Annotated in this window: 33 protein-coding genes and 1 pseudogene; 32 read left to right on the top strand and 2 right to left on the bottom strand. The window is 62.1% G+C overall.

All coding sequences use genetic code 11. The features are described 5' to 3' along the window. From G8767_RS32530 to G8767_RS32510, 5 genes are all read left to right on the top strand, one after another. On the top strand, positions 1 to 268 hold a 268-nt coding region (locus G8767_RS32530), incomplete at its 5' end, for a transposase (protein WP_166813933.1). Then, entirely contained in the window at positions 268 to 813 is a 546-nt protein-coding gene (locus tag G8767_RS32525; protein ID WP_052959911.1) for a zeta toxin family protein, read from the top strand. The genes G8767_RS32530 and G8767_RS32525, both read left to right, overlap by 1 nt. 395 nt (positions 814 to 1,208) lie before the next feature. After that, positions 1,209 to 1,562, top strand: coding sequence for a hypothetical protein (locus G8767_RS32520; RefSeq protein ID WP_058228588.1), 354 nt, complete (start codon positions 1,209 to 1,211; stop codon positions 1,560 to 1,562). A gap of 533 nt (positions 1,563 to 2,095) precedes the next feature. Next, the gene (locus G8767_RS32515; RefSeq protein ID WP_047270080.1) at positions 2,096 to 2,908 is read left to right on the top strand and encodes an AAA family ATPase; all 813 of its coding nucleotides are present in this window, start codon (positions 2,096 to 2,098) and stop codon (positions 2,906 to 2,908) included. 1 nt (position 2,909) lies between these two features. Then, on the top strand, positions 2,910 to 3,206 hold the full coding sequence (locus tag G8767_RS32510) for a hypothetical protein (protein ID WP_047270079.1): 297 nt from the start codon (positions 2,910 to 2,912) through the stop codon (positions 3,204 to 3,206). 147 nt (positions 3,207 to 3,353) lie between these two features. Here G8767_RS32510 and G8767_RS32505 read toward each other — a convergent pair whose 3' ends face one another. Further along, entirely contained in the window at positions 3,354 to 4,583 is a 1,230-nt protein-coding gene (locus tag G8767_RS32505; protein ID WP_047270078.1) for an IS110 family transposase, read from the bottom strand. 373 nt (positions 4,584 to 4,956) lie between these two features. On the opposite strand from G8767_RS32505, the gene G8767_RS32500 reads away from it, so the two are divergent. From G8767_RS32500 to G8767_RS32370, 27 genes and pseudogenes are all read left to right on the top strand, one after another. Continuing rightward, positions 4,957 to 6,282, top strand: coding sequence for a DUF2637 domain-containing protein (locus G8767_RS32500; protein ID WP_080961131.1), 1,326 nt, complete (start codon positions 4,957 to 4,959; stop codon positions 6,280 to 6,282). After that, the gene (locus G8767_RS32495; RefSeq protein ID WP_047270077.1) at positions 6,282 to 8,150 is read left to right on the top strand and encodes a hypothetical protein; all 1,869 of its coding nucleotides are present in this window, start codon (positions 6,282 to 6,284) and stop codon (positions 8,148 to 8,150) included. Before G8767_RS32500 ends, G8767_RS32495 begins: the two co-directional genes overlap by 1 nt. 2 nt (positions 8,151 to 8,152) lie before the next feature. Beyond that, positions 8,153 to 8,950: a hypothetical protein gene (locus G8767_RS32490; RefSeq protein ID WP_047270076.1), complete on the top strand. Its 798-nt coding sequence runs from the start codon at positions 8,153 to 8,155 to the stop codon at positions 8,948 to 8,950. A gap of 62 nt (positions 8,951 to 9,012) precedes the next feature. Further along, the gene (locus G8767_RS32485; RefSeq protein ID WP_047270082.1) at positions 9,013 to 9,330 is read left to right on the top strand and encodes a nucleotidyltransferase domain-containing protein; all 318 of its coding nucleotides are present in this window, start codon (positions 9,013 to 9,015) and stop codon (positions 9,328 to 9,330) included. Beyond that, positions 9,327 to 9,659: a HepT-like ribonuclease domain-containing protein gene (locus G8767_RS32480; protein WP_047270075.1), complete on the top strand. Its 333-nt coding sequence runs from the start codon at positions 9,327 to 9,329 to the stop codon at positions 9,657 to 9,659. The genes G8767_RS32485 and G8767_RS32480 overlap by 4 nt, the downstream gene beginning before the upstream one ends. A 173-nt stretch (positions 9,660 to 9,832) precedes the next feature. Beyond that, the gene (locus G8767_RS32475; RefSeq protein WP_047270074.1) at positions 9,833 to 10,282 is read left to right on the top strand and encodes a hypothetical protein; all 450 of its coding nucleotides are present in this window, start codon (positions 9,833 to 9,835) and stop codon (positions 10,280 to 10,282) included. Positions 10,283 to 10,412: 130 nt separating this feature from the next. Further along, the gene (locus tag G8767_RS32470; RefSeq protein ID WP_047270073.1) at positions 10,413 to 12,365 is read left to right on the top strand and encodes a cutinase family protein; all 1,953 of its coding nucleotides are present in this window, start codon (positions 10,413 to 10,415) and stop codon (positions 12,363 to 12,365) included. 284 nt (positions 12,366 to 12,649) lie between these two features. Continuing rightward, the gene (locus tag G8767_RS32465; protein ID WP_047270072.1) at positions 12,650 to 13,033 is read left to right on the top strand and encodes a hypothetical protein; all 384 of its coding nucleotides are present in this window, start codon (positions 12,650 to 12,652) and stop codon (positions 13,031 to 13,033) included. 242 nt (positions 13,034 to 13,275) lie between these two features. Further along, entirely contained in the window at positions 13,276 to 13,416 is a 141-nt protein-coding gene (locus G8767_RS32460) for a hypothetical protein (protein ID WP_155419192.1), read from the top strand. Positions 13,417 to 13,541: 125 nt separating this feature from the next. After that, a complete protein-coding gene (locus tag G8767_RS32455; protein WP_141695883.1) occupies positions 13,542 to 13,805 on the top strand; it encodes a hypothetical protein in 264 nt (87 codons plus the stop codon). Then, positions 13,802 to 14,008 carry a hypothetical protein gene (locus G8767_RS32450; protein WP_047270070.1) on the top strand — a complete coding sequence of 69 codons (207 nt, stop codon included), beginning with the start codon at positions 13,802 to 13,804 and terminating at the stop codon, positions 14,006 to 14,008. The genes G8767_RS32455 and G8767_RS32450 overlap by 4 nt, the downstream gene beginning before the upstream one ends. After that, positions 14,005 to 14,742: an HNH endonuclease family protein gene (locus G8767_RS32445; protein WP_083291467.1), complete on the top strand. Its 738-nt coding sequence runs from the start codon at positions 14,005 to 14,007 to the stop codon at positions 14,740 to 14,742. Before G8767_RS32450 ends, G8767_RS32445 begins: the two co-directional genes overlap by 4 nt. 17 nt (positions 14,743 to 14,759) lie before the next feature. Continuing rightward, entirely contained in the window at positions 14,760 to 15,296 is a 537-nt protein-coding gene (locus G8767_RS32440) for a hypothetical protein (protein ID WP_047270042.1), read from the top strand. A gap of 9 nt (positions 15,297 to 15,305) precedes the next feature. Beyond that, positions 15,306 to 15,593 carry a hypothetical protein gene (locus G8767_RS32435; RefSeq protein WP_058228493.1) on the top strand — a complete coding sequence of 96 codons (288 nt, stop codon included), beginning with the start codon at positions 15,306 to 15,308 and terminating at the stop codon, positions 15,591 to 15,593. Beyond that, positions 15,569 to 15,871 (top strand): hypothetical protein, encoded by a 303-nt coding sequence (locus tag G8767_RS32430; protein WP_047270044.1) that lies wholly within the window; start codon positions 15,569 to 15,571, stop codon positions 15,869 to 15,871. The genes G8767_RS32435 and G8767_RS32430 overlap by 25 nt, the downstream gene beginning before the upstream one ends. A 9-nt stretch (positions 15,872 to 15,880) precedes the next feature. Then, the gene (locus tag G8767_RS32425; RefSeq protein ID WP_047270045.1) at positions 15,881 to 16,819 is read left to right on the top strand and encodes a hypothetical protein; all 939 of its coding nucleotides are present in this window, start codon (positions 15,881 to 15,883) and stop codon (positions 16,817 to 16,819) included. 15 nt (positions 16,820 to 16,834) lie between these two features. Beyond that, positions 16,835 to 17,149, top strand: a complete 315-nt coding sequence (locus G8767_RS32420; RefSeq protein ID WP_047270046.1) for a hypothetical protein — start codon at positions 16,835 to 16,837, stop codon at positions 17,147 to 17,149. Between the two features lie 2 nt (positions 17,150 to 17,151). Then, positions 17,152 to 18,168, top strand: a complete 1,017-nt coding sequence (locus tag G8767_RS32415) for a phage Gp37/Gp68 family protein (protein ID WP_047270047.1) — start codon at positions 17,152 to 17,154, stop codon at positions 18,166 to 18,168. Positions 18,169 to 18,337: 169 nt separating this feature from the next. Next, positions 18,338 to 19,819: pseudogene (locus tag G8767_RS32410) on the top strand (RecQ family ATP-dependent DNA helicase); the annotation flags it as partial. A 143-nt stretch (positions 19,820 to 19,962) separates the two neighbouring features. Next, positions 19,963 to 21,204 carry a MarR family transcriptional regulator gene (locus G8767_RS32405; protein WP_047270048.1) on the top strand — a complete coding sequence of 414 codons (1,242 nt, stop codon included), beginning with the start codon at positions 19,963 to 19,965 and terminating at the stop codon, positions 21,202 to 21,204. Between the two features lie 312 nt (positions 21,205 to 21,516). Continuing rightward, entirely contained in the window at positions 21,517 to 22,017 is a 501-nt protein-coding gene (locus tag G8767_RS32400; RefSeq protein WP_047270049.1) for a hypothetical protein, read from the top strand. 247 nt (positions 22,018 to 22,264) lie between these two features. Continuing rightward, the gene (locus G8767_RS32395; protein ID WP_047270050.1) at positions 22,265 to 23,146 is read left to right on the top strand and encodes a hypothetical protein; all 882 of its coding nucleotides are present in this window, start codon (positions 22,265 to 22,267) and stop codon (positions 23,144 to 23,146) included. Continuing rightward, positions 23,147 to 23,386 (top strand): hypothetical protein, encoded by a 240-nt coding sequence (locus G8767_RS32390; protein ID WP_047270051.1) that lies wholly within the window; start codon positions 23,147 to 23,149, stop codon positions 23,384 to 23,386. It abuts the gene before it with no gap. Positions 23,387 to 23,538: 152 nt separating this feature from the next. Further along, entirely contained in the window at positions 23,539 to 24,060 is a 522-nt protein-coding gene (locus G8767_RS32385) for a helix-turn-helix transcriptional regulator (RefSeq protein WP_052959903.1), read from the top strand. 230 nt (positions 24,061 to 24,290) lie between these two features. Continuing rightward, the gene (locus G8767_RS32380; RefSeq protein WP_047270052.1) at positions 24,291 to 24,671 is read left to right on the top strand and encodes a hypothetical protein; all 381 of its coding nucleotides are present in this window, start codon (positions 24,291 to 24,293) and stop codon (positions 24,669 to 24,671) included. 126 nt (positions 24,672 to 24,797) lie between these two features. Beyond that, positions 24,798 to 25,088 carry a hypothetical protein gene (locus G8767_RS32375; RefSeq protein ID WP_047270053.1) on the top strand — a complete coding sequence of 97 codons (291 nt, stop codon included), beginning with the start codon at positions 24,798 to 24,800 and terminating at the stop codon, positions 25,086 to 25,088. 37 nt (positions 25,089 to 25,125) lie between these two features. After that, a complete protein-coding gene (locus G8767_RS32370) occupies positions 25,126 to 25,305 on the top strand; it encodes a hypothetical protein (RefSeq protein ID WP_074447164.1) in 180 nt (59 codons plus the stop codon). A gap of 59 nt (positions 25,306 to 25,364) precedes the next feature. Here the strand turns inward: G8767_RS32370 and G8767_RS32365 are convergent, their stop codons facing one another. Further along, on the bottom strand, positions 25,365 to 26,168 hold the full coding sequence (locus tag G8767_RS32365) for a phosphoadenosine phosphosulfate reductase family protein (protein WP_047270054.1): 804 nt from the start codon (positions 26,166 to 26,168) through the stop codon (positions 25,365 to 25,367). Between the last annotated feature and the right edge of the window lie 13 nt (positions 26,169 to 26,181).

Here is a 26,181-nt window from a genome sequence, read left to right as displayed (position 1 = left end):
GCTCCGCAGCCGTGGTATCGCCGTTGTCATCCCGGAGAAAAGCGACACCATCGCCGCCCGCGAACGCCGAGGCCGCCGCGGTGGCAGACCTCCAAAACTCGACGCTGACCTCTACAGAGGCCGAAATATCGTCGAGCGATCCTTCGCTCTGGCCAAGCAATGGCGAGCCCTGGCCACCCGCTACGACAAACTCGCAATCACCTACCGAGCCGCCGTCACCCTCTGCGCAATTCTCACCTGGCTACGCCAATTGGGAGACACGCCCTAGTGGACGGCATCTACGACGACCTCCTCGAACGGAAACTCGCGGATGGCTACCCGATTTCGCCTCGTGAACTCGCCACACTCGTGCACAGAGAATCGACCAACGTCGTCGCGGACATTCGCAGTCGTTGCATAAGCAGACGCGAGAACCTCATCATCGAAGGGACTCTGACCTGGGCAGAGGAAGGAGTGCGGATTGTCGAGCAGCTCTCCAGTGCCGGGTACGTGAATGTTCACATCATCGATGTCGAGGTTCCCTTCGACGTCGCGGCCGAACAGGCTCTCTCTCGCTGGTGGGGTGCACGCGTCGCTGATCGAACCAAGGATGGCGCTTTAGGTGGACGTTTCGTCCCGCCGGCGGCGATCCAATTGAGTTATGGGGACGAACATCCCCTATCGACATGTGCGACGAATGCCCGCGCACTCTTCGACTCAGAGGATGCGGCTCAGTTCCCCGACCTCGCCCTGACAGTGATAGATCGTCGTGGCGAAGAGTCCGTCTCGACTTTCCGGCGGAGACTCGGCGGCCTGCTGCCCGACTCGCGGTGAGTGCCCGAGGGGATCCCCGCCGCGCACTCCCCTACTGTCTGGTTTCGCCCTAGACACCACCTTCGCGGGTGCCGGTCTTTCATGACAGCACACGGCCGAGTGTTTTTCAGTGCGGATCAGGTCCTGTGATCCGCCCTTGTGGAGAGTCATTGATGAAACGTCACGTGACGGCAATTCAGCTTGACCACATGGCAACAGATCATCTTGTTCACTTGTCGGCTAGCTAGCTTGTTAACTAGTTGGGTCCAAGTCTGCTCACTGAAAAAGCGGCATAAGGTGCAGACCGGACAACTGTTATGTGTCGTCACATACACCGCTGGAAAACGGACCGTTCGCCATGGTCAGGTAGATGTAGACGTCACCGACAAGCGGCGATGAGAACTGGAGGGCCAGCGGTGAATACGCTCAAGACATCCATCCGAATGGCGACAGTAGCCGTGGGCGTGGGCGCTGCCCTCGCCGTGGGCGTCGGCGCTGCGTCTGCGTTCACCGTGTCGCCCCTGCCTGGTGGAAACAAGATCGACCTCACCCGCGACGAAACTGTGGCCCTGGGCAACGCTCACGTCGTTGCCCCGGTACTGAACACCGTTCTCCCTGTCCGCCTCGATAACGGACTCTTGCTCGGCGACGGTCTCCAGCGCTCGCTGGACCTGGCTACAGCGGCCCCAGGCGGCAGCTCCGGAGCGAATGTGTACGGCCCCATCCTTGCTCCCTCGCGGATCGATCTGTACCACTACTCGCAGAACTGAAGCCTCCATCGTCAGAGCGGCCCACCTCCCTGGAGATGGGCCGCTTTTTCGTGCCGGCAACCCCACATCGTCTCCCTGGTGGTTTGCCGAACCTCGAACAGCAAGGCAGGCAAGCCGACAAACCCACAAGCTCGCAAGACGGCAAGGCCGCAAGCCAACAAGGTCACAAACCCGCTCATTCACAAGTGATCATGTTGGCAAGTTAACGTTTCATCTAGGTAACACGAGTTTCGGAATGAAGTTGGAGCCGACATAGCACCAAACTTGTCAACAAGCTGACTTGCCAGATTGCCGAGTTATGTCCCGACGTGCAGCCCACCCTCGGCCAGTGCGCGTTAGTGAGCTGCATGGATACGTTCTCCACTGTCCACTTGCTCGCAAATCGACTTGGTCGCATGTCGACAATCTGGCATACAATTAAGCTAGCAAGTTAACAAGCAGGCAAGTGAGAAAGTTGCGTTGTGCGCTTGTTGATTAGTTAACAAGCGTGTAAGTTGGCAGAAGGAAGTTGATCGTCAACCCGAAGGAGTCCGATGACCAGGACGATTGCATTCGCCAATCAGAAGGGCGGTGTCGGCAAGACGACGACTACCGTCAACATCGCGCGCGCCGCGATCACAGACCACGGCCTCAAAGTGTTGGTGATAGACGCCGACCCGCAGGGCAATGCGACGAAGGTTCTCGCCCCCGATCATCAAGGCTCTCTGGAGCGGTCACTGGCCACCGTCCTCGACAAGGCCAAGAGCACCCCCATGTCCGAGGCGATTGTCGCCTCCGAATGGGATGGGCTGGATGTCGTTCCCGCCGGTAGCGACGATCTCGCGGACGCGGCCCAGAGTCTGGTCACCATGAAGGCCGGCCGCGAAAGCCGACTCAAGAAGGCGATCGCGGAAATTGAAGACCGCTACGACCTGGTCCTCATCGACTGCCCCCCGAGCCTCGATCAGCTGCCGATCAACGCGTTCACCGCAGCTGACGGGTTGGTAGTGGTCGCTGAACTGGGGCAATTCGCGCTCGACGGACTGGACCGGTTGCTCGACACGATCGAGATCATCCAGGAATACACCAACGCCGACTTGAAAATTGTCGCTGCGATCATCAACGACGCTCAGCAGACCAAGCGCATGGAGCACTGGCGTAGTGAGCTGGCGAGCATTCTCGAACAGCTCCCCGAACCTGTCCCGCTTCTCGACCCTCCGGTTCAGCGGGCGACCTTCATCGCCGAGGCTCAGGAGTCCGGGAAGGGGCTCGACGAGTGGGGGACCCCCAAAGCCTCCGTTCTTCATCAGACCTATGTGCAGTATTTGACGACGATCCTGACCTCGCTGAAGGCAGAGGAGAGCTGAAATGGCCACGAAACCGCAACCTCGCGCATCCAATTTGAGTGCTCGCCGTACCGGCCACCCCGCCATTCCGGTGGAACAGCGCGAAATTCTCGACACACCCCGGCCGGAAGAGGTCCAGCCTGCAACGTCGTCGAGTCCCGATCTGACTGATGATCCGGGAGCCCGCACTGCGCAGGTCTCCGCGCGGGTTACCCGTGCACGACGGGCGGCATTCAAAGCGAAACTCGCGCAGCTCGGAACCACGATGGACGCAGAGATCAACAAGTGCATCGACGAAGTTCTCAAGCGGGAAAGCTGACAAGCGAACTAGTCAGGATGTTAACAAGCTAATTTGCTGTCATTGCTCTCATCGTTGTGAAGACACAAGAGAAGCCCCACCGGAACCCACTCCGGCAGGGCTTCGTCGACCGGGAACCCGTGGAAGACATCTCACGGGGTATAGGAGTCAAGCCGCGATCGGTAGGGGAGGTGGGAATGCGTGCAGTTCGTCGAAGAGTTCGCGGGTGGTGAGGCAGTGGTGGAGTTGGCCGAGGAATCGGTTGAACAGATGTCGTTGAGCTTGATGGTTCCAGTCTCCGCCGGCGCGGCGGGCGTCGAAATGCCGTCGGGCTCCGGGGGATGCTTGCAGGGCGCTGAATGCCCAGATTGTTCCCGCTGCAGCCAGTCTCCGGTTCTTGACGTGCCGGTGCAGGACGAAGGTTTTCTTCCCGCTGGCGCGGGTGATCGGGGCGGCGCCAGCGTAGGCCTTGAGACCGCGAGCGGTGGCGAATCGGGTGCGGTCGTCACCGATCTCGGCGAGTACTCGGGCGCCGGCGAGTGGGCCGAGCCCGGGGAAGCTGGTGATGATCTTCGCATCCGGGTGCTCGGCGAAGAGTATGCTGACGTGTTCGGCGAGGGTCTCGGCAGCTGCGCAGGCGGCATCGAATTGCCGCAGCAACGTCATCAGGCTGATTCCCATCGCCGCTTCGATCTGCGGCGGCTGGCGAAGCTCCGGGGCGCGCATGATGCCCCGCAGTCGTTCGACGTCGCGGTCGATGAATCGGGAGCGTCCGGCCCTCTTGAGCGCCGCCCGAAGTTGGGGCCGGGTCAACGCGGCAGCTGCGGTCGGAGTCGGAGCGGCAGCGAGCACGCTGCGGGCATCGGGGCGGGTCAATCCGTCTTCGAGCGACTGAAACGCGACCAGAGCTGCTGGGTAGTACTCCTTGAGGAGCGAGCGGATCTCGTTGCCGAAGCGTTGCCGAGACCAGACGGCGTCCTGCTGGGCGCGGGCGAGAACCCGAATGGCCAGAGCGCTGTCGGTATCCGCCGGCAGTGGGCGGTGCGCGACGGCGTCGGTGCGCACGATATTCGCCAGCATGACCGCGTCGGCGGAATCGGATTTCGATCCGGAGACCGAATGCCGGGACCGGTACCGGGAGGCCGCGAGCGGATTGATCGGGTAGATCACCCGGCCACTCGCGCGCAGTCCGGCAACCCACAGGCCGTGATCGGTTTCGATCCCGACTGGGATCGGATCTTCGGCGGTGTCGCCGGCTTCGGCGAATGCCTCGAGCAACCGGGCGAACCCGGCAGCGTCGTTGTCGACTCGTCCCCGGCTCACGACGTCGCCCAGGTCGTTGAGGATCGCGAAGTCGTGATGGTTTTCGGCCCAATCGATTCCGCAGTACAGTCCCACCGCGCCTCCCAATGTCGATGTGCAGGTTGCGAACCCGTGTGGTGCACGCGGCGACCTAATTGCAGGACTCGACGGTCCGTCATCTCACCAGCCGTTCGTGACACCAGCGCACCGCAGGGCGCTCGATCTGCCGAAGAGCTCACGGCTCGGGAACACAGAAGAAGAGATCATCCCTGCGGCGGGCTCGTACCACGAGATTTCACCACGCCGAATGGTGCACTGCCCGGCGCTGCCTCTCTTCCAGAAGGCGTCGCATGCGCCGGGAAAACCCTGGAGTCCGCCTGGCAGTGCACCCGCAGAAACAGCAGACCAGCGTGAGCGTTGTTGCCCGTCGGTCCGTGCTTCTACACACCAATTAGGAAAGAACCCAGTCATGACCGACTTTAGCCTTCGGGCAGCTCGTATTCAGCTAGGCGCATTGCTCGCCGCACTGGCACTCGCGATCGTCATTGCGCTCGGTATCACCACCGGCGCATTCGTACTTTCCTTCGCTGTGCAACGCGACCTCGCACGGCAAGCACTGATCCCCGAACACCTGACTTGGATCTTCCCCGCGATCGTCGACAGCGCCATCCTCGGCGCCACCATCGCCATCGTCATCATCAGCAAGCTCAACATGAACAAGCGCGACCGAGGCTTCTACATCGCACTCGCCGTCAGCGTCGTCGCGATCAGCATCCTCGGCAACGCCTATCACGCGTTTCACGCCGCCGTTGCGGCGCAAGCAACAGTGGACAGCGGGGGAGTGCTCGGGTTCGTTCCGCTGGCACCGGCCGTTGCAGCAGCCATTGCGATCATCCCGCCCGTCTTGGTCCTCGCCTTCACTCACGGCGTCGGAATTCTGATCAAGGCAATCGGGGCGGCACACGCGCAATACTCCGAACTCGTTCGCGCGGCCGACCACACGGTCGCTACGAATGCGGGTCTCGATGCTCCCTCGATCGAGACCAACGTCGACGTTGCAGCAGTTGAAGACGTTGCGTCTGTTGTTGCCGCTACGCACGACGCTGAAAGCGCCGCGTCCAGGCCCACCTTCACGGACGGCATGATCTCGGCTAAGTCGCGGATCGGGTTTGCAGTCGTCGGCGCACTTGCAGTACTGACAGCTCTCATCGTCCGGGATCCGTTTGTGGTCATCATCCTGGCCGCAGGGTTGACCGCGGGATGGTGGCTCATCCGCCGCATTGCATCCGCCCGATCCGCCGATGCACCGGCCGAGACGACACCTGACATTGCTCCCGACGACGTTGCACCTGGCATTGATGCGCATCTCGATGTTGCACCGGTCGTTGCTCCTGTTGCGCCAACCGGCGCAACGCCGATCGAGGCGGAGTCGGACTCGGCGGAATTCGTCAGCGACCAGGTACCAGCTGAGTCTCAGACGGTTGCACAGCTCCTCGCATTCATCGACCGCTCCGATCTCGATCCGATGGTGAAGAAGACAGCGGCACTCAAGATCAACAAGCCGCATCTGACCTTCGCCGAACTGGCCGAAGCCACCAATGTTCGAGCTGCAAGTACCGCAATGCGCCGCTACAACCGGGCAGAAGATGCCGCAATTGCGGCCGGGTTCACCATCCCGCCGTTGCCGGCCCTCGACGACGTCGCTCGTGAGGCGTTGGAAAGTGAGCGCAACGACGACGGACGCAACGAAGGCGATCCGCAGGTCGAGCTCGAAGCCCAGTTGGTGCACAGCTGATGAACCGGAAAGGCGAGTCCTCACCAGAAAGTGCGGAGCAGATTGCGCTTTTCGACCTTGCTGCCACCGCAGAAGAAGCGGCTGAAACCGCAGGTGCAGACGTTGCGGACGCTGTTGTGGGTGCCGATGCAACGGAGGAGAAGAGTGCAGCCGCTGAGGCAACCGCGGCATCGGAGAATGAAGACGCCGCAACGACCCCGGAGCCTGTTGCAGCAACACCCGCAACGGAAGAATCCGAAGCAACGAACTCGGCAACACCGGCGGCTGCGGTGTTGCCGGCCGCGAGTGGAGATGCGGACGGGCACGCAATCATCGTCACCGCCGCCGGCTCCTACACACCGTCCGGTGAGAAGCTCACCGGGCCGGTGGACTCGGTGGAAAAGCTCGACAAACTGATTCGTTGGGCCACCCTCACACCCTTGGGTGCCCCCGCGCAGGTGTGGGTCGTCGGAATCGACGCATGCGAAATGTTCGGCTGGATCATCGACCCGGGCGACGAGGACGACGTCGACGACATGGAAGTTCTGCGCACCCGCGCTGCCGAAGAACTCACCGCGGTACTCCAGGCCACGCTGACACCGATGCTCACCGCGGGGTGGGAACTGCGAGGCGATCCCGGCCACGTCGTGCACCTCTCGCGCACGACCGGCACCTTCACCTCGATGGTCGACATCTTCATCGAGCCGTACGTGTGGACCTACTGGAACAAGGACTTCGGCTGGAACAACCGCGTCGGCGACATGGGGATCCTCGGATCTCCCACCGCCGGCACGTACCTCCCGGACGACGACCTGTCGGCAGCCCGCGAACTCGGACGACGGCTGTCGTGGTGCGCCCGCTACCTGGGTGTCCTGCCTGGTCCCACCCCCGCACGCACCGGTGCTGCGGTCCTGGACAAGATCAAGCGCGAACGCACCCGCAGCGGCAAGGGAATTGCGGTCACGACCGGTGGCCCCATCCCGCCGCTCAACGGGGAACCCCGCGGTGACCTCGAGCCCGAGGTCGGATGGACACGGGTTTGCGATTCCGAGGACCTCACCGGCGCGGCGCAGCTGGTCTCGATTGACCAGCGGGCTGCGTATCTCGCTTCGGCCGGCATGCTCGAATTCGGCTACGGGAAACCGCGCCATCTGACTGGTGAGAGTGCGGTCAGCGCAGCAGCATCGGGCGCGAAAGGTGCACCTTTCGGGCTGTGGCGCATCACGCTGCCTGCGGGGAACATGCTCTCGTTGCCTGCGAAACTGCCACTCCCGCACCCGCACATGCTCGCTGATCAGCCTGTGCAGACGTGGGTCACGTCCGTGAGCCTGGACGCGTTGCAAGCCTCTGTTGTGGACGGCGGCATCGGCGCTGAACTCGACGATCTCGACATCGTCGAAGCCTGGGTCTACCCCGAGCAGGGGCGCGCTCTCGACAAGTGGGCCAAGATCCTGCGCGAGGGCCGCAAGGTCGCAGTCGAGACCGGCGACGTTGCGATGAAACGGTTCCTCGGCGCCTGCTACAAGGGCTACATCGGGCGAATGGTGAACCCGGACATGTGGACTGCGAAACAGATGCAACATCACCATCAGCCGCTCTGGCGGGCGTCGATCATTGCGCATTGCCGCTGGCGTGGTCGCAGGGTCGCAATGCGCATTGCGCGTGAAACCGGTCGATGGCCGGTGCGCACGGTGACAGACTCCTGGGTTTACCTGCTCGCCGACGGTAAAGACGTCGCCGACGACAGTGACGCGCTCGGCAAAATGTCCGTGGAGAAACGTACTGTCCTCACCGAAGCATTGATCGAGGCGTTCACCAGCGCGGATGACACACACGAAATGAATCTCGCCATCAAGGGCGCATTCACACCAGGCGAGGAAGGGGAGTAGCGATGGCGTTGCATCTCCCTAAACCGCGGTCGAAGAAGCCCGTGCAACAGGCCGTCGGCCTGGATGGGCTCAAGGTGTCCGTCTCCAATGCCGCGACCAGCGGAGTCGAGAAGTCCAAAACCGTGAAATCCGGGGGACTGGCGGGGCTCACCAGCAAGGTGTCCGTGCGGCAAGTGCGTAAAGAGATCGGCAACGAGGGTCTGCGCCAGGCAGCGATCGACGCCGGCCGTAAACCGCCTTCGGATCGCACGTTGCGCCGGTGGGCGCAACAGGGCCGCGTCCCGCACGCGGATGTTGCCGAGCGTGCGCAACGCCGCGCGGCGATCGAGCGTCTCGGCGGGATCGGGGAGGTGGCCAAGAAGATCGGCCGCTCACCGTCGGCCGTGTCCCGGTACCGGTCAGGGGAGACGAACGATCTGCGCGCCGATGCGAAGAAGAAGCTCAAGAAGGTCAAAGCTGACGACGTCATGAAGCGTGCCGGCGTTCTGCGCCCGGACGGCACCCCGAAGAAAGCGACGATCCGAGTCAAAGGTGGAGTGTCGGTGCGCAACGGGTCGGAAGAGGGCTACGACTACCGCGTCCGCACACTGGACTTCGCGAACTCCGATGCCCCGTTCACCGCGGAAGAGTCACGCGAACTCGCAGCAGCCCTCGCCAATGACGACCACGCACGAGTCGTCGCACTACTGGAGCGTCACGCGACGTTGGACTACCCCGAGAACAAGGGATTCGACCAGTACAGCAACGATTTCGGATTCCACTTCGACTCCATCGAATCAGTCCACATCGACTGGACGTGACGACCCGAGTACCGGTGGGGAGTTATCATCGCTGTACCTCGATCGCACGGAAGGAACAGCACATGAGCGCATCTGCATACAGTGTGCTCCTGCAATCTGTCGTGCGATCGAACCGCGCCGAAGTGGAATCCGTGTGTCGCCGCTACGGGGCCTCGGATGTGAAGATGTTCGGCTCGGTGGCACGCGGCGACGCAGGACCCGACAGCGATATCGATCTGATGGTGACCATCGACGGACCGGACTACGAACAGCTGATGTCGATGCTCGGACTGGGCGAAGAGCTGACGAAGCTACTCGGGACACACGTCGACGTCGTGGCCCGTGGAATCGCAAAAGACGCTGTCACCGAGACCGCTTACGCCGATATGGTCGATGTGTGAGGCGGAGCGACCTCGATCGATGCCAGGACATCCTTGGTGCAATCACCAAAATCGAGCGGTACCGAGCGAAGTTGACCGGGACAGACGCCGAGATGGCTTTCGACGCGATCGTTCGGCAATTCGAAATCATCGGTGAGGCTGCGAACGGTATCGATACGGGATTGAAAGCGCTTGCTGCAGACATCGAATGGAGCAAAATCGTCGGTCTCCGAAACCTCGCTATTCACGAGTATTTTCGCTTGGACCCCTCAATCATTCATGGCGTGATCAAAAATTATCTGCCGGACCTTCGGACAGCTGTCGAATTCCTTGCAGAAACGACCAGATAGCGCTTCTGCTTGATAGCTCGACCCGCGTCCCGCTGAGTGAGTCACACAGTGGTTTTCGGCATCACACTCGGCTGGCACCAATATTCGATGGGCACTCGTGGCCACTCGGCACGCCCGATGGCCGGCGAATTCCTGCGAGACTGTTCACCGACACAGCCAAACCAGGGGAGACCATGACAGTGAATGAAGAAGCCAACCCGGATCGAGCAGTCAAATTCGGAACCGGGAAAGTGGAGATCGCGGTCACCACCCTCACCGAATTGCTTGAGGTCACAGATCAGTTCGCTGACGCGCTCGGAGACTTGGATCCCGATTCAGAACTCGACGTGGTGCTCAAACGGCTGAGAGCGGTCACGACCAGCGCAGTTCTCCCGCACGTCATCGACACGCTCGAACGCAACGGCGGACCAGGGCGAACACTCCCGTACCTGCTCGAATACAGCATTGGACGGAGACTGGAAGAACCAGCGGACCGCCCCGGCACGAATTCCCACGAGCTCAACGACCGTCTCTATCTCCGGTGGCTCGCACACCGAACCATCGACGTCGACGAGGCAACAGAGGCGGAGTTCTTGCGCCGGTGGACCGCACGGCAGGAAGAATTGAACTCCGCTTCGCACTGACCTGCGAAGTTCACGACCTCCACCGCCGACCGCGACACGCCCGACCGCGTGCGAAACGTCCTTGTCGCTCAACGGATGTTCCTCGAGACTGACAACCAAAAGTCCTGGTTGAAGCAGTGTGAGAGGTCCGATGACAACGAAACGGTCGATAACAGGTCGGGCATTCGCGGCGGCGGTGGCCGCAGCCATGCTGAGCGGTACTGCATTTGCAGTAGTCCCCGCCATCGCGCACGCAGACCCCGCCAGCTGCCCTTCAACATTCAGTCTGTTCATCCCCGGCACCTGGGAAATTGACGAAAACGCTGATCCCAACCAGCCGACCGGCATGCTCGCCCCCATTGCCGAGGCTGTCGAGAAGCAAAACGGTTCCACCGTGCAGGCATACACGCTGCCGTACATGGCACGTGCTTTCGACAACGGAAAAACGTACGCGGACAGCAAATCTGACGGTCTCACCAAAGCGACGGCAGTGCTGTCGGAGATCGCCGCCAAATGCTCGAACACGAAATTCACCATCACCGGCTACTCCCAAGGCGCTGATGTCGCAGGCGATCTCGCATCCGCGATCGGCAACGGCTCCGGACCGGTCACTCCTGAACGTGTACTCGGTGTGGCATTGCTCGCCGATCCTGGATCGGGGACGAAGGGCGAAGCCGTCGTCGGACCCCGCACCGCCGGGAACGGTATCGCCGACCCGCGGCCCCAAGGAATGGGGAAGCTTTCCGGCCGAGTGGCCTCGATCTGCGATCCCAAAGACATGTACTGCTCGATCAACAAAGGCGACAACACCCTTTTCGGTGCTCTCGGATCGATCCTGAGCAAATCCCCCAGTGCCGGCGGTGCGGACACGACTGGTGTCGGGGGCAATTCCCGCGTCGCAACCGCACTGACATCAGATTTCTCGGCCGCAGATCTTCCTGCTTTGGGTACTGAGGTCTCGAACCTGACCGGCCAGCTCTCGAACGGAAACGTTGATCTGACCAAGGTCGCGGACACCGCAACGAAACTGAGCAAAACCATCAGCCCCATGGCTGATCTCCTGGCCTCCGGCGCAGCGAATCCCGCCGCGACCAGTCAGCTCGCCGCCCAGCCCGCGGGCTCGCCGAAGAACGCCGCAAGCGAGGTCCTCGCCAAGGCCGGGCAGTCAGACCTTTCCGGGGCGTTGCAGACGGTGAACACCATCGCCGACACCGCCACCACCCTCGCCAACAAGGGGACCGCGTCGGCGCCGAGCACGTCCTCGGATGTCGCCTCGCTCGCTCTCGCTGCCGACTCGTTGACCGGACAAATTGCACCCCTGGCATCGACTCCCGGCGATGTCCTCGGCAACGCCAGCAGCGTCCTCTCCGTCCTGAAGCCGTCGGTCGTGGTCAACCAGGTGCTGACCGTCGCCACCGGAGTGACGTCACTCGATTTCCCCGCGATCCTGAACAACCTGAACCTGTTGCCCCAGAAAATCGCAGCCCTGGATGTCCAAGGCGCCCACAAAATCGCCGGAGATCTGAACAACCAGTTCAATCCGCTGGTGAAAATGGCGGCAGGTGTGGATCTTCGATGGGTCTCGCAGGTGCTCTCGATCATCCCGGACCCCTCCGGATACGCCCAGATCGCCGCCATGGTGACCTCGATCCTCGCTAACGTCGACGTCATCCGCCTCGCGAACCTCGTCGGGCAGATCCAGGAAGTCGGCTGGAGCGTCCTCGAAGGCAACCTCGCCGCCGTTGCCGGACTGCTCCCCATCGGCCTCGACCTCGCGTCGGTGGCCACGAACATGCTTTCGGGGAAGGTCACCAAAACCGATCCCTCGCTGCTCGGCAAGCAGTCAACCACCGCAGCAACCAGCATCACCAGCCAGGCGCAGACCCTCGACCTCCCGGGCCTGACGAACTCGTTGACCGCCATGGCCACCTCACCCGGCGCCGATGATCTCGCCAAGCTGGTAGGCGAAGGATTCGACGTCGCCCAGTTCTTCACCTCCGGCGCGCATCAGAGCTACGGATCGCTCGTCGTCGACAATGCCGGCCGCAACGCCATCACCTGGATATCGGACTGGCTCAACCTTCAAATCACCCGCGCCGCATAACCATCCACAGATCGTCAACCTGGACAGGAGTCACCACCGTGGCCAGAAAATCCCACAACCCCGCCGCCCGCTGGCGCACCTGCACCCACTGCCACACCCGCCTGTACTTCAGCCGTAAAGACGCCAAAGCCGCACGAACACCTGAACTCAAGCGCAACGGACTGAACGAGTACCCCTGCCCTTACACCGAAGGTGGCTACCACCTACAGCGATCGCCCCGAACTGTATCGACACCGGAAGAACCGCTGCGCGGTACTCACACAGCACAGTCAAGGAGCCCGCAGATGAGCAATTCGAACGTCGTCGCACTCTTCAGTGATTCCACCGCCAACCCCAAGCGCGACACACCGGGATACGCCGAGCGGGTGCAGGCCGAGATCGAAAAAATGATGGCCGACAGCGCCAGCGCAGCATTCGAGGAATACGAACTGCGTTGCCTACCCGCAGGTTCCCGCTTCAAAATCAGCGCATCTGACATCGACGGCCACGCTGTCGATCCGGCACTCGTTGGACGAACCGGGATCGTCCTGTCATCGCCGCCGCTGCCCGTCACCGGCCGAGACGGTGACCTCCGCGAAGTCCTCCACTCGGTCCAGTACGACGGGGCCACAACAACCTCCACCCTCTCCGACCTGTGGATGACCGTCGCAGCATCCACCCTCCGCTGACCCGACACCACCACGACCCAAGGGGGCAACATGACCGACTCGGCTACACCTTCACCCAACGACTCTCTGACGCAGTACGAACGCATCGCGCGAGCAGGCCGAACATTCCGCTTCAACCTCGACTCAGGGACTCATCCTGACTGCGCCCCGATACCAGAGGACTCTCCGATCATCGGTCCGCCTGGATTTGGAAAATCCTCCTACGGACACCCGAAAATGCTTGCGCCGATCAGGCAAACCGCATGAGCACCGCGATGTCGCCGTCGTTCCGGGACAACTTCACGGCCCGACTCTCGTTGGCCGGACGCTCCTCCGCAGCGGAGTTGATGTGGAACCCCCCGACCGCCGATCCTGCCGGTTCGAACGAGAAGCGGAGCCGATGATGAACATGCCCCAAGCACCTGACAATCAACCTGATCCGCGTAGCTGGCGGTCGGAATCCACTTTCGACTCCGCGACCAGGAGGAGAGCGAAAACGCAAAGCGTGGAGGACTTTTCCGTTGGTGGCGTGAATACGGCACGCCGCGGCGAGAAGGTTTTGATGCTGCCCACACCCGGAACGTGGGACACGCCCCCGCCAGCCACCACAACCCCAGCGCCGATGAAAGTGCTGTTCCTCGACGAATACACGTACCCCGGTCATCCCGGATACATGGGAGCGGCAGCCCTTTCCCCGAGCGGAGAAGAAAGTGACGCGATGAAGGCACCCACCCCACATTCACGCGGCGATCTCGAACTGCGCCGCACCGCACACGAGAAGAGGGCACGATGAGCAGGGCACCCGCACCGACGACATGGTTCCAGCTTGCAGTTTTCTTGGCGGCCATCGTCGCACTCCCGCTCAGTGCTCTCTACCAGTGGCCGGCAGTCTCCGGGATCCTCATTCTCGCGGCAGTGTTGGCGGCACTGATCTGGTCACCGCCACCCGGATTGCGAAGCGCACTATCTTTCCGGACTGCCAAGGACCCGAGATGAAAAGGAGGTGTGCCGCTTCCTTCGCGCTGGCGGGATTCGTTGTCGCCGCGGTGTCCGGATGCGCAGGGGTCGCTTCGGGGGTGCAGTGGGCCCCTGCAGCTGCAACGACAACGGCACCTGCTGTCGCGGTTCAGGAGGCGACGAACCCGGGCCTCGACCAACTGATCGGGACCCTGACCGTCGTCGACACGCTCCCGAACGTGCCCGGTTACGAAAGAGGTTGTGGCACAGGCGAGAATTGCGTTTTCGGAACAGCGTGGACCGATAAATACGAGGGCCCGCTAGCCCGAAATGGTTGTGACACGCGTAATGACGTCCTAAAAATTCAACTTGTCGATGTTCAATTCAAGCCCGGAACCCGCGACTGCAAAGTCGTTGCCGGCACCCTCCACGACCCGTACACCGGGACTGATATCGCGTTCTCCACCTCGAATCCCTCCGCCATTCAAATCGACCACACATTCGCGCTCTCGCGGGCCTGGGACGCCGGAGCATCGGCATGGACACCGCAGAAACGCATCAACTTCGCCAACGACACGGACCTCAACCTCCTTGCCTCGCAAGGCAAAGCGAACCAGTCGAAGTCCGATCAAGGTCTCGACACCTGGCTCCCGTCCAATGCGGCGTTTCAGTGCGAATACGCCGAAAAATATTTGACTGTCGCCGCCACGTACCAGCTCGCCGTCACCGCCGGGGACGTCGCTGCCGCCCGCACCGCCTGCACCGAAAAATAGCGAAGGAGACATCCACGATGACCGACACCATTCACCAGAGAACGCCGTCCAGCCTCGGACCCAACCTCGCTGCCGCTGAATTCCGTGTCCGATACCTGCGCGGCGATGTCACGACCGAGAGTTTGCGCCGCAGATACGAGAGCGTCCTCGATGTACCTCACTCGAAAAAGCAAGGTCGACGGCTCGAACGGATCTCCAGAGTCATCGCCGGAACATCTCTTCGCAGGACACAGCGACAACTCGGTGCGGCAGTGACCGTAGCTGCCCTGGTGATCGGGTTCGTCTTCATCGCCGCTGCAGTGCCCGACCGCGACGATGTGGTGCTGCGCATATTGAGCACGGTGGCGAGCGGAATGTTGATGTGGATGTTGGTCCGCGAGCATTTCGCACCTTCCCTGGCCATTCATCGCGCCCACATGGCCGATCGGTACCTGAGCGCACTCGAAGTCGGACGCACCGTCATCGCCCACTCGCGTACCGAAGGCCACGCAGCGCCGCGCGCGGCAACGAACCACGGGCTCAGCAAGCGAGCCGATCAGCTCGCCGCGGAGTAGTTGACGAAAATGAAAGAGACTCAGGTACTGAAGAATTCACGCGAACTCCCGGCGGCACGAATCGGTGCCACCGCCAGCGATACCACGGTGCGAGAGAGGCTCAGATCGACACTGATCGTGCCTGCGGCAGTTGCGGTCATGGCGTGGTGGATCATCCGCGATATCTCGGCCGCGGTGCGCGAGAGACCTGTATCAGCGCTGATCCAGCTTGCCGGCGGCGTCGTCATCGCGGCGGGGTTGATCATCGGCGTCGTGACCGGGAACATCCCCATGTGGTCGACGCTGCCACCTACCTGACCTCTGTCGATGAGCTGATGATGGCGTCAACGAGGAAGAACCGAGGCGGGGACAAAGACACACGCGCCATTCTGCGCGCTCTCGAGCACGCCGGATTCCTCATCCGCTACAGCCGCTCCGGACACCCCCGCATCTACAAAGCCGGGCACCTGATCACCACCTTCCCCGGAACCGCCAGCGACTACAGATCCCGTCGAAACAGCCTCGCGCACCTCAAACGTGCCGGATTCGTATGGCCACCACATCGCCGCCCCCGCACTCACACCCCATCCAGGTAGGAGAAAACTATGCACAGCTCCGCAACAGCGCAGATCCTCGACCGCACCATCGACCACGCCCGATTCGGCGTCCGCTTCCACAACGGGGAAGTCGGCCACGACACCCTGCAGCAGCGTCATCAAAGACTGCTTACGGCACAAGGTTTCGAGCATGCCAGTGCCGAGCTGAAGAAGTTGCGACGCAACATCACCAAATCCTCGATCAGGTACCAGCAGTATCGCGTCGCGGCCATCATGGCGCCGTTCCTCGCTTTCTTCGGGTTGACCATCGTCAAAGTGGCGGCGGAGCAATCGATGCCTCAGATCTACCTGATGCTCGTAGTGGTCGCAGGCTTCGCATACGTGGTGTGGCGAGACTATCCGCGGGGCCTTGCGATGGAACACGCACAAAAGGCCGACCGGATCCTCGTCGGCTTCGAAACGTCGACATCTGGCGACTCGGACGAGAGCACAGACAACGCGATCGAATGGTCGAGCCGAATTCCCGTGACGTCGTCTCGCGCGAACACGGAAAAGAACCGCCTCCTGACGTCGCTGCTGTTCGGTGAGGCCGTCCGCGCCGGAAACATCACCACCAACACCCTCCACGACCGCTACCTCGCTCAGCGTTCCCGCACCGACGCGGGCACCCACACGCGGGAACTGCGCGCCATCAAACGAAACCTCGCGCTGACCGACGTCCCTCGTCTGCGCCTTCTGATCCTCGCGACCTTCGCTCTTCTCGTTGCCGCCCTCGCCACGCTTCAGATCGTGACCATAAATCAATCCCTGGTCTCCGACCTCGTGGCTGCTGCTCTGGCGGCAGCGGTGCTGTACGCAGTACTGCGGTTAAGTGCGGGGAAGTCGCCGGCCACCGCGATGGCGACAGGTCTGGCACTGAGTAACGGACAACGCGCTGACACGTTCCTCGCCGAACTCGAACAGAACCAGAACACAGACAACCGATAAAGCGAGACAACACATATGGCCACCACGATCAAAAACTTCGTCCGGGCAATCCGGTGGTACGACGGCGTCGTCGCCGCTGTGCTTTTCGTAGCGTGGATATCCATAGGGCCGAGGGCCGAGGTGCCGCAGGGATATCCGCTGCACTACACGTTCATTCACGCTTACGGGATGCAGATCATGCTGGTCTTGGCGGGTGTGGTGTACGTGAATGTGCGATTGAGCCCGACCCGGTCAGAACGTGCGAGCAGTCGCCCGGCTGCCGGCGATCCCACCCCCGGCGACCCAGCGTCAGGAAAAACCCGCGAGCCGGAAACCGGGGAAAAGAGCTGACCATGGGAAACACCACAGCCATCGAATGGACTCGCAGCGAGGACGGTACCGCCGGCTCCACCTGGAACCCGGTGAGCGGCTGCACGAAGCTCTCACCCGGCTGCGACCACTGCTACGCCGAAAACATCGCACATCGGTTCTCCGGAACCAAGGCGTACCCGAACGGTTTCGACGTCACCCTGTGGCCCGCGCGCCTGGACCAGCCCATCCGCTGGACGCGGCCCCGAAAGATCTTCGTCAACAGCACCTCCGACTTGTTCCACAAGGACATCCCCGACGAATACATCGCCAAGGTGTGGGCGGTGATGGCAGCCACGCCGCGGCATACCTTCCAGATACTGACCAAAAGGCCCGCCCGGATGCGTTCACTGCTGCGGTCCAGCAGATTTCGTCGACAGGTCGGCGACGCCGCCCGCGCTCTGGACCTGACGAACGATCTCGTGAGCATCGTCGACGTCGCCGTTCAAGACCTGTGGCCTCTGGAAAATGTGTGGCTGGGCGTCTCGACCGAGGACCAAAAATGGGCCGACATCCGTATCCCTGAACTACTCGCAACCCCCGCGGCAGTCCGATTCATCTCCGCCGAACCACTTCTCGGTCCGATCGAGCTGTGGCCGTTCCTCGTACCCAACGCGAACCTCTGCCGGCCCCACGGCGCAACCTCGGTAGCGGAAAACGCCGAAGTTGCAGGCATTCTGCGCAGCGCAGTCCACGAGCACCTCGACGACTGCCGCACCTTTCTCGATTGGATCATCGTCGGAGGGGAATCCGGACCGCAGGCCAGACCCATGAACCCGGCATGGGCGCGTTCACTACGCGACCAGGCCGCCAACACCGGTGTCGCGTTCCTGTTCAAGCAATGGGGCGAATGGGCACCGCTCACCGGAGTTCGATACTCCGACTTCCACGAATTCAGCCTCGAACCTGCTGAGTCCGTCCGAAAAGTCGGCAAAAAGAGCGCCGGCCGCGAACTCGACGGCCGAATCTGGGACGAATTCCCCAACCGAGAGCTTCCCTGACATGTCGATGTCGATCACACTGACCTGCGACAGCTGCGGCACCGGCCGTGAAATCTCGGCCACCTACGCATCGACGTGCGCCGACATCGCGGCCAGCATCGAACCGGGATGGATACACCAAGGCAACGAGGACCACTGCCCACTGTGCACAACTCCGAGGCCCACAGGCGTGCCCGACGATCAGACTTCGGACCTACGTACACTCGCCGAAACGAAACTGCGTGCCCTTGCAGGCCCGAACGCTGTTCTGCGTGAGGACCAATGGACCGCGATCGAAGCGCTCGTCGTACATCGGCGACGTGCCCTGGTCGTGCAGAAAACCGGGTGGGGAAAATCCGCGGTCTATTTCGTGGCCGCTCAATTGCTCCGCTCACGCGGCATGGGGCCCACCATCATCGTCTCCCCGCTGCTCGCGCTGATGCGCAATCAAGTTGCCGCAGCCACACGAGGGGGAGTGCGCGCACCGACGATCAACTCCGACAACTTCGACGAGTGGGACAACATCCACGCCGCCCTCACCGCCGGCACCCTGGACGTACTCCTGATAAGCCCAGAGCGACTGATCAATCCGCATTTTCGTGAACACATTCTTCCGCTCCTCGCCGCACACGCCGGGCTCGTCGTCGTCGACGAGGCGCACTGCATCTCAGACTGGGGTCACGACTTCCGGCCATCCTTCCGCGCTATCGGCGCGCTCCTGACCCAACTCCCCGGCGGCATCCCGGTTCTCGCGACCACAGCCACCGCGAACGATCGAGTCATTGCCGACGTAGCTGCTCAGCTCGGTGTGGGAACAAACGGAGGAGACGACACCGCTCTCGTCCTCCGCGGAGGACTGGACCGCCCGTCCCTGCACCTGTCGGTGGTACACCTCGACGAGGACATCGACCGGGCAACCTACATCGCCGACCGGCTCAACACACTGCCCGGATCAGGAATTATCTACTCCCTCACCGTCCGTGGGGCACAAGACCTCGCCGAAGCACTCACCGCGCTGGGACACAAAGCCAGTGCCTACACCGGCCAAACAGACCCCACCGAACGCATAACTATGGAAGCGGATCTTCTCGCCAACAACGTCAAAGCGCTCGTTGCGACATCGGCACTCGGAATGGGCTTCGACAAACCCGACCTCGGATTCGTCATCCATGTCGGTGCCCCGGCTTCCCCGATCTCTTACTACCAACAGATCGGCCGCGCCGGCCGCGCCACCGAGCGCGCCGACGTGATACTGATCCCCGGCGCCGAGGACCGCACGATCTGGGACTACTTCGGCTCCCTCGCCTTCCCCCGAGAACACGTCGTCTCACAGATCCTCGACGCCCTGGACGAAAAGACGCCTCGAAGGATCAAGGCTGTCGCCGAGGAAATCGAGCTCCACAGGAACCGCGTCGACATGGTCCTTCGCGTACTCGAAGTCGACGGCGTCGTGGCGCGAAACTCCCGAGGCTGGACCCGCACACGAACACCGTGGACATACGACACCCACCGATTCGAAGGACTCGAGGACGCCAGAAGCGCCGAGCAGCAAGCGATGATCGACTACCAGAACACCGACGGATGCCGCATGGACTTCCTTCGCCGCCAGCTCGACGATCCCGAACTCGACGGCAGCGCTTGCGGACGATGCGATACCTGCACCGGGCGTCAGACGAATCCGAAACTGCGTAACTCGCACCGCGTTTCCGTCGACCCGGTCGCCTGACGTGCCAAAATCGGGAACAGTGACAGATTTATGTCATTTGTTTTACGTAGAATGTCAAAAGTCTGTCTTTCTTCGTGTACGGTATCGATATGAATGATCCGGAAGATGCACGTGAGCGAATGCTTCGCCAAATCGAGCTCAGTTCGTCGCTCCGAGAAGCCAGTGCTGCACAGGCTCGCTATCACGGATTGCAGGTCGGGGCGCTCATCGACCGCGCCCGCGACGAGTACGGCATCACCATCTCAGAAGTCGGCCGCCACCTGGGCATGCCCCGGGCAACCTTGAATGCGCTCGTCAAAGACGCCAAAAGTGCAGGAATCGTAGTGTCGGACACGGGCTACGAGATCCGACGGCTCACCGGTGGACCGTTCATCAACTACGTTCGAATCCACGGGCCGATAACCGAAATCATCGCCGGTTTCGAGGCGTCCGACGTCGTGTACCTCTCCGAAGAGCCTTTCGCGCGGTTCGTCGTCGACGGACACCTACGCGCTCCGAACGTCATTGTTCGCTGCGCAGGACTCGGAGACTGGGTCGCGCTCGACAACGCGTCCGTGGGCTACGAAGGCACCGGCCCTACCAATACTGCGGGGGCACTCAAAGGGGTTGGGGTGCCGGACGACATCGCCGAAACGATCGCATACGACAATCGCGTCTCCCATGTCGTACTCGACGCTGCGGGAAAAGCCGTCAAGTGGAAGATCGACGGGCGAGTGTGGCCGGCAGTACATCTTCCCCTGCCCAAAGCGATCGACAACGGGCGTTTTTGCTTCCGCTTCGGTCGATCGATCAAGGGCTCAGTGCCGGTCAACGGACCCCGGCCCGGATCGATCGACGAACTCGACGACCCCACATGCGGCGGAGTTTTCCCAGCACACCCCGTCGACGGATTCACCACCGCCGAACGACTGATCCGATATCTCGACAACCCGCCACCCTGGCTGAAGGGTCCGCGCAAAGCCACCCTCTTCACCACACCAGGAGCAGCCCGCGAATCCGGATTCGCAGATGACTACATACCGCAGCGGCGAGGTACACCAGAGCAACTGAAAGTGGTGCGCGGGTTCGGATCTCGCACGGTCTACCAGCTCGTCATCGAGCAAGGCCCTATCCAAATTTGGAAATCCGACTACATTCCGGACGACCAAACTCAGTGGGTGCCAAAAGAATTTCATGGCATTCTCAAGCTCGCCGGACTTTTCCCTGGCGACATCGTCGAACGCGACGAAGCGTCCGCGTTACGTCAACTCATCAGCAGACGCCGGAATCGCCCTCCCGAAATTCCGCTCAACGGGGGAATCACGTGGCGCCCGTCCATGCAATATGCGTGAACACGCGCGATAGAAGATCCCGCCCGCCGGAAGGGCAATAACCTGTCGGGGGTGTGATCTAACCTCAGTGTGCGACGAGAAAGCAGGTCGCCACACCTGACTCCCGACCGCATTCCCCACCCGCGGTCCCGGCCCGATGTTCACTCATCCGGTCGGCCGGTGCGGCGACCTGCTTTTCGTATAAGCAAGGGTCGCGCAGTTCGGCGGGACACCCCGGAGGCGTTGCGGCGCTACGCTCAGCCGAACATTGCCCTGTCCACCGCCGAGCACCACCCACTACAAACACCCCGGCCTCGAAAGGTTCACGAGCACATGACCGACACCGCTTCCACACCACCATCGCGGGGCTCTGTCCACCTACGCGCATCATGGTGGTGGAGTCGCCACGACGACCTCGCCAACCTGGAACTCGCCGACATCTTCGCCCGCCACGGCTATCCCTGCGCCGACATGGCCGACCCGGAAGTTCTCGACGCATCCCTACGCGCAGCAGTGCAGAACGATGACGCATTGGCAGAGCTTGCCGAGTGGATCGAGACGACCTCAACACGCCGCGGGGGCAGCGGAATTCAGAACCTGCGACACAGCATCGGCGGATTCACCGACTACCTCACCCGCAAACTCGACGAAAAACCCATGACTGCAAAGACATTGCGGGAATGCGCCCAACAGATCGGATTCACCAACGACACGATCCGCGAAGGTAGCCATCTCCCCGAATTGGCTCACCCCGACGAAGAAATGACCGAACTGCTCCGCCGCTACAACGATGCCTGCTGCGCAATACTGGTCGCTGCAGCCACCGAGGAGTAAGAGGTTCGCGTCGAGCAGTGCCCTTGTCGGCGGCAACAGATATGCTGAACCCCGTCCGGTGCAATGCATCGGCCCGCTGAGTGTGACGACGGTTTGGTCGCCGGACGACTCACACCCTCAGCGCACCCGTCCAGAGGCGGGCAACGGCGTGGCAGGCACCAACTGGGATGTTGAAGCCTGCCACGCCGCACGCGTACACAACCCCAGGCGATTCGCAGGGGGACGACCGACAGCGAAGGGGGACCGGGTGGCGTATTCGATCAGCCCAGACACCGAACGCCCCTCGCACCTCGACCCGGAAGCCGGCGGAGACAACAGCCCTGTATCCAAACGGAGCGGCTACCGCCCCGTCGACGAGTTCGACGACCGTGCTCTCGACCGCAGCTCCGCTCGCGATCTCGATCGGATGGTCGAAGCAGGAGAGTTCACCCGCGCCCGCAAGGACCTCGAACGCGCCTTCCCCCGGCCCGTGGTCACGCAGGTGAATGAACGCAAACGCCGAACCTTGCCGATTCCGGACGCGATTCGGCTTCCGCTGTCCTCGCGGCAACGCAAAGCCCGATCGGTCGCCAAAAACGCAACCCAGACAGCGCTGCCCAGAATCGGATACAAAGCCGTGGAGGCCCTGATTTCCGATCCCACAACATGGAAGACGACCGGTGCAGCCCTCACCGCTGCGCGCGGCGATGCTCAAGGGCTAGACGAGCACACCCGATCGCAGGTTCAGCGCATCGACCGCGCCATCCAGACCGCCGAACGAGGCAACGACCGCGGGCATGTCGTGTACTGCGCGGTCTCGGTGCCGCATTCGCTGCCCGAACAATCCGCGAACCTGCCGAGGGCGCTGCAGCCCGGTTCGCGCATCGAGTTCGACCGCTTCACCATGTCCACCCACACCATCCACGAACTCGACCCGGTCGTGGGTGATCGGGAAGTGATCTTCGAAATGGAAACCGCACGCGGGATGTACCTCGGCGGTTCCGACTCGGTCGACGACACTTCCCATCTGCTGCCGCGAGGGATGCGCTGGCAGGTCGTCAGCTCGCACGAAGGCCGCTACCAGCGCCCCGACGGGTCGTTCGGCCGGCGGAACATCATCCAACTACGAGACATCACCGAGGAGAACTAAATGCCGTTCATCGACGGAAAAGGCCGACCAGAACTGTTGGTCCACCCGGACATCAAGCTCGGTCTCGCGAACTACCGACCGGTCGACGAGCCGGAAGATCCGCCCGTTCAACTGACCGAGAAGGATCAGAAGAGGATCGCGGCGCGGCAAGCGGCGAAAAAGGCGGCTGTAGAACGCAAACGGAGAGCGGGAACTACGTCCGAACAGCAGAAAACCGGAGGCACCCCCGACAAGGGGTGAAACCTCCGGCTCATCCTGTGGATCCGCAGTGCCACGATCCTACAAGCGAAAGACGCGGAATACAGCCTGGGCGGGTGCCAGGAGCCTGCGTTCGTCGCCGCCACCTACACCGACCTCCGAGGTTTCGAGTCTTTCTCCAATAAGCTGCGGACATGACGTCCGTCAACGAAGACACAGTCTCGGTGACCGCGGGACACGCGGCGAGCGGGAACGTTTTCCGCACGCGCCTGAACGAACTGTTCGCCGCCGCGGACCCGAACCTCACCAACTCGGCAGTCGCGCGCGGCCTTGTCGAACATGGTTGCCGGATCTCCAAGCCGTACCTTTCTCAACTGCGCTGTGGGCACCGCACCAGCCCGTCCGACGAGGTCATCGACGCCCTCGCGGCATTCTTCGATGTATCGCGTGGCTACTTCTTCACCGTTTCGGTTCCCGTCGCAGCCAGCGGTGACGTTCACGTCGACGACGCCGATATTGCCGAGCGACTCGACGACCCGGCACACAGAGCCCTACTGCTTGCAGCCAACGGACTCTCCGCGCCATCGCTGGAACTACTGGCGGATCTGGCCACCAAACTTCGCATCTCCGAACGTCGTCCAGCGGTTCCTGCGGATTCACCTTCCTATGTCCGCCTTGTCGAGGCAGCCTTGCGCCGGGGCAGTAACGCTTCATAGTCGCCTCGGAATTCGTTTGTTCGCGCGTTGAGGTAGCCATCGCTGTCGAGCAGTTTTGTTGAGCGTTCAACGGCACTCACGATTTGGTGTGAGCTTAATCTCGAACCGATCGGTCTGGTTGCTGAAAGTTAGCGCCGTGCCGTTTACTGTCCTTACCTGAAACCGGACATAACACGTACATTGCGTTCGCGATCGTGTCCGGCTCGACGCACCAACGAAGGGCGCCAGTTATGTCTCGCACGTTCAAAGCTATTGCAGCAGCGGCGATCATCCCCGCAGGAATCGCCGCCGCCACACTCTCCGGAGCAGGCGCAGCTTCTGCCGCGATTCCGTACTCCGGAAGTGACTACGCCGGTATCGTCCTCGATAACGGTGAGACCGCTTTCGCTGGTCAGTGGAATATCGGAAACGCGCTCGAATCGATCCCTTCGCAGTACTGGTACGTCGAGCTCGGCGATGGCAGTGTTCACGGCAACGACGGCGGAGACATCTACGCCACCGTCGACGAGTTGATCGACGAAACTGTCGCTCAGGGCGGGTATGTCGCTTTCGAGTTGTCGGTACCCAAGCCCGGGGAGCAGCGGTTCATCACCCTCTACCAGGAGTGGTGAATCACCTACGCTGACTGATCTTCGGCACCGGAGCCCCATGCTCTGGTGCCGAAGGCGTCTCCGCAGGCCAGGGCATCCGCAGGCAGGTCAGGACAGTTGACGCGCACAGAGAATTGCCGCACTCAGATGACATCACCGACCGACAACGCAGTCGTGCGTAGGTTCGCGCACGCTGCTTTCGCGCTCGCGCAGATACTGATCGGCGTCGTGCTGGGGGCAATCGCCTGGAATTTCAGCGGGCGAATAGCCCCGTCGTCCTGGCACTGGTTTCCTCAACTCTTCCTGGTGCCGATACTGCTGTTCACCGCACTCGCGACGGCGGTAGGGGCCTTGATTCCTGCCCTTCGATACTTTGCCTTCGCATTCGTGAGCGGCGCATTGTTCGCGTTCTCCGCGTTCGCATGGATCATGTTGTGACAAAACCGCAGAACGAACACGCGAAAAGAGGAACGCCATGATTGTCCCCACGCTCGGAGGACTACTGCTCGGGGGCTACTTCCTCGTGTACCTCATCCGCAAAGGCTCCTACAACAATCACCGGCCACCAGTTCCCGACAGATGGCCGGAGCTACCGCCCCTGCCCGCGGACACAGACCCGCACGGCGCACCGGAAGACCGAGGCAATGCTCGATGACACACGCCGTCGACGACTGAGCTGACAAACCGCCAGAGCTTGCAGAGGTTCGACAGGGATCAGGTCATCTGCCTGATGCGGGGCAGTGTGTGGGCGAGTTGTTCGAACAGGGCGGGCCATCCGCGCCGCAGCCAGGTCAGCCGGCCTCGTTGGAGGTGGTTGCCGTCGATGATGTGTGAGATCCGTTGGTGCCGTTCGGGAACCCCCAAGGCCACGAGCTTGTCGTAGACGGGATTGACGGGAAGATCATGTCGCCGGATGTAGGACCAGACCTCCGCGGTGCTCCAATTCCAGATCGGCCCGTACGCGGTCGTTCCGTCGATACGTTCGACGATCCCGTCACGCCGGCCACCTCGTGTGTACATCGCACGTCTGCCGGCGGATTCGTCCGCCCGCACACCCCACAGCTCACCGGGCCCGAGCAGTGCGTGCGCTCGCCGCGACGGTCCACTGATCAACACCTCGTGCAGATCCGGCAACGCGCCGACGCGACTGCTGGCGCGGTGGTCCCACAGCCCGGAGGCGGAGAGGACGTCGAGGAGCGGCGGATCGGCTGGGATCCGGTGCACATCCAGCGACCAATCCCGCGCGAGATCGCGGATGTAGTCGTAGGTTTCGGGGTATTCGAGACCGCTGTCGAAGAACACCACCGGTACGTCGGGTTCGACCCGGCGGACCAGGTCGAGGACGACGAGGGAATCCTTGCCGCCGGAGAACGCGAGATATCCGTCGTGGCGGCGCAGGTGCTCGCCGATCCGATCACCGATCACGGTCAGAGCGACTGCGTCGGTGCGACCGGTGGGAGGCCGCAGTGCCTGCAGCGCTGCCAGGTCGAGGCCGGGATCATCGCCGCGAAAGGTCACCGGACCACAATAG

Source organism: Rhodococcus sp. IC4_135 (assembly GCF_011602025.1).
Lineage (GTDB): Bacteria > Actinomycetota > Actinomycetes > Mycobacteriales > Mycobacteriaceae > Rhodococcus_F > Rhodococcus_F baikonurensis.
This window is presented reverse-complemented; position numbering and strand designations above follow the sequence as displayed.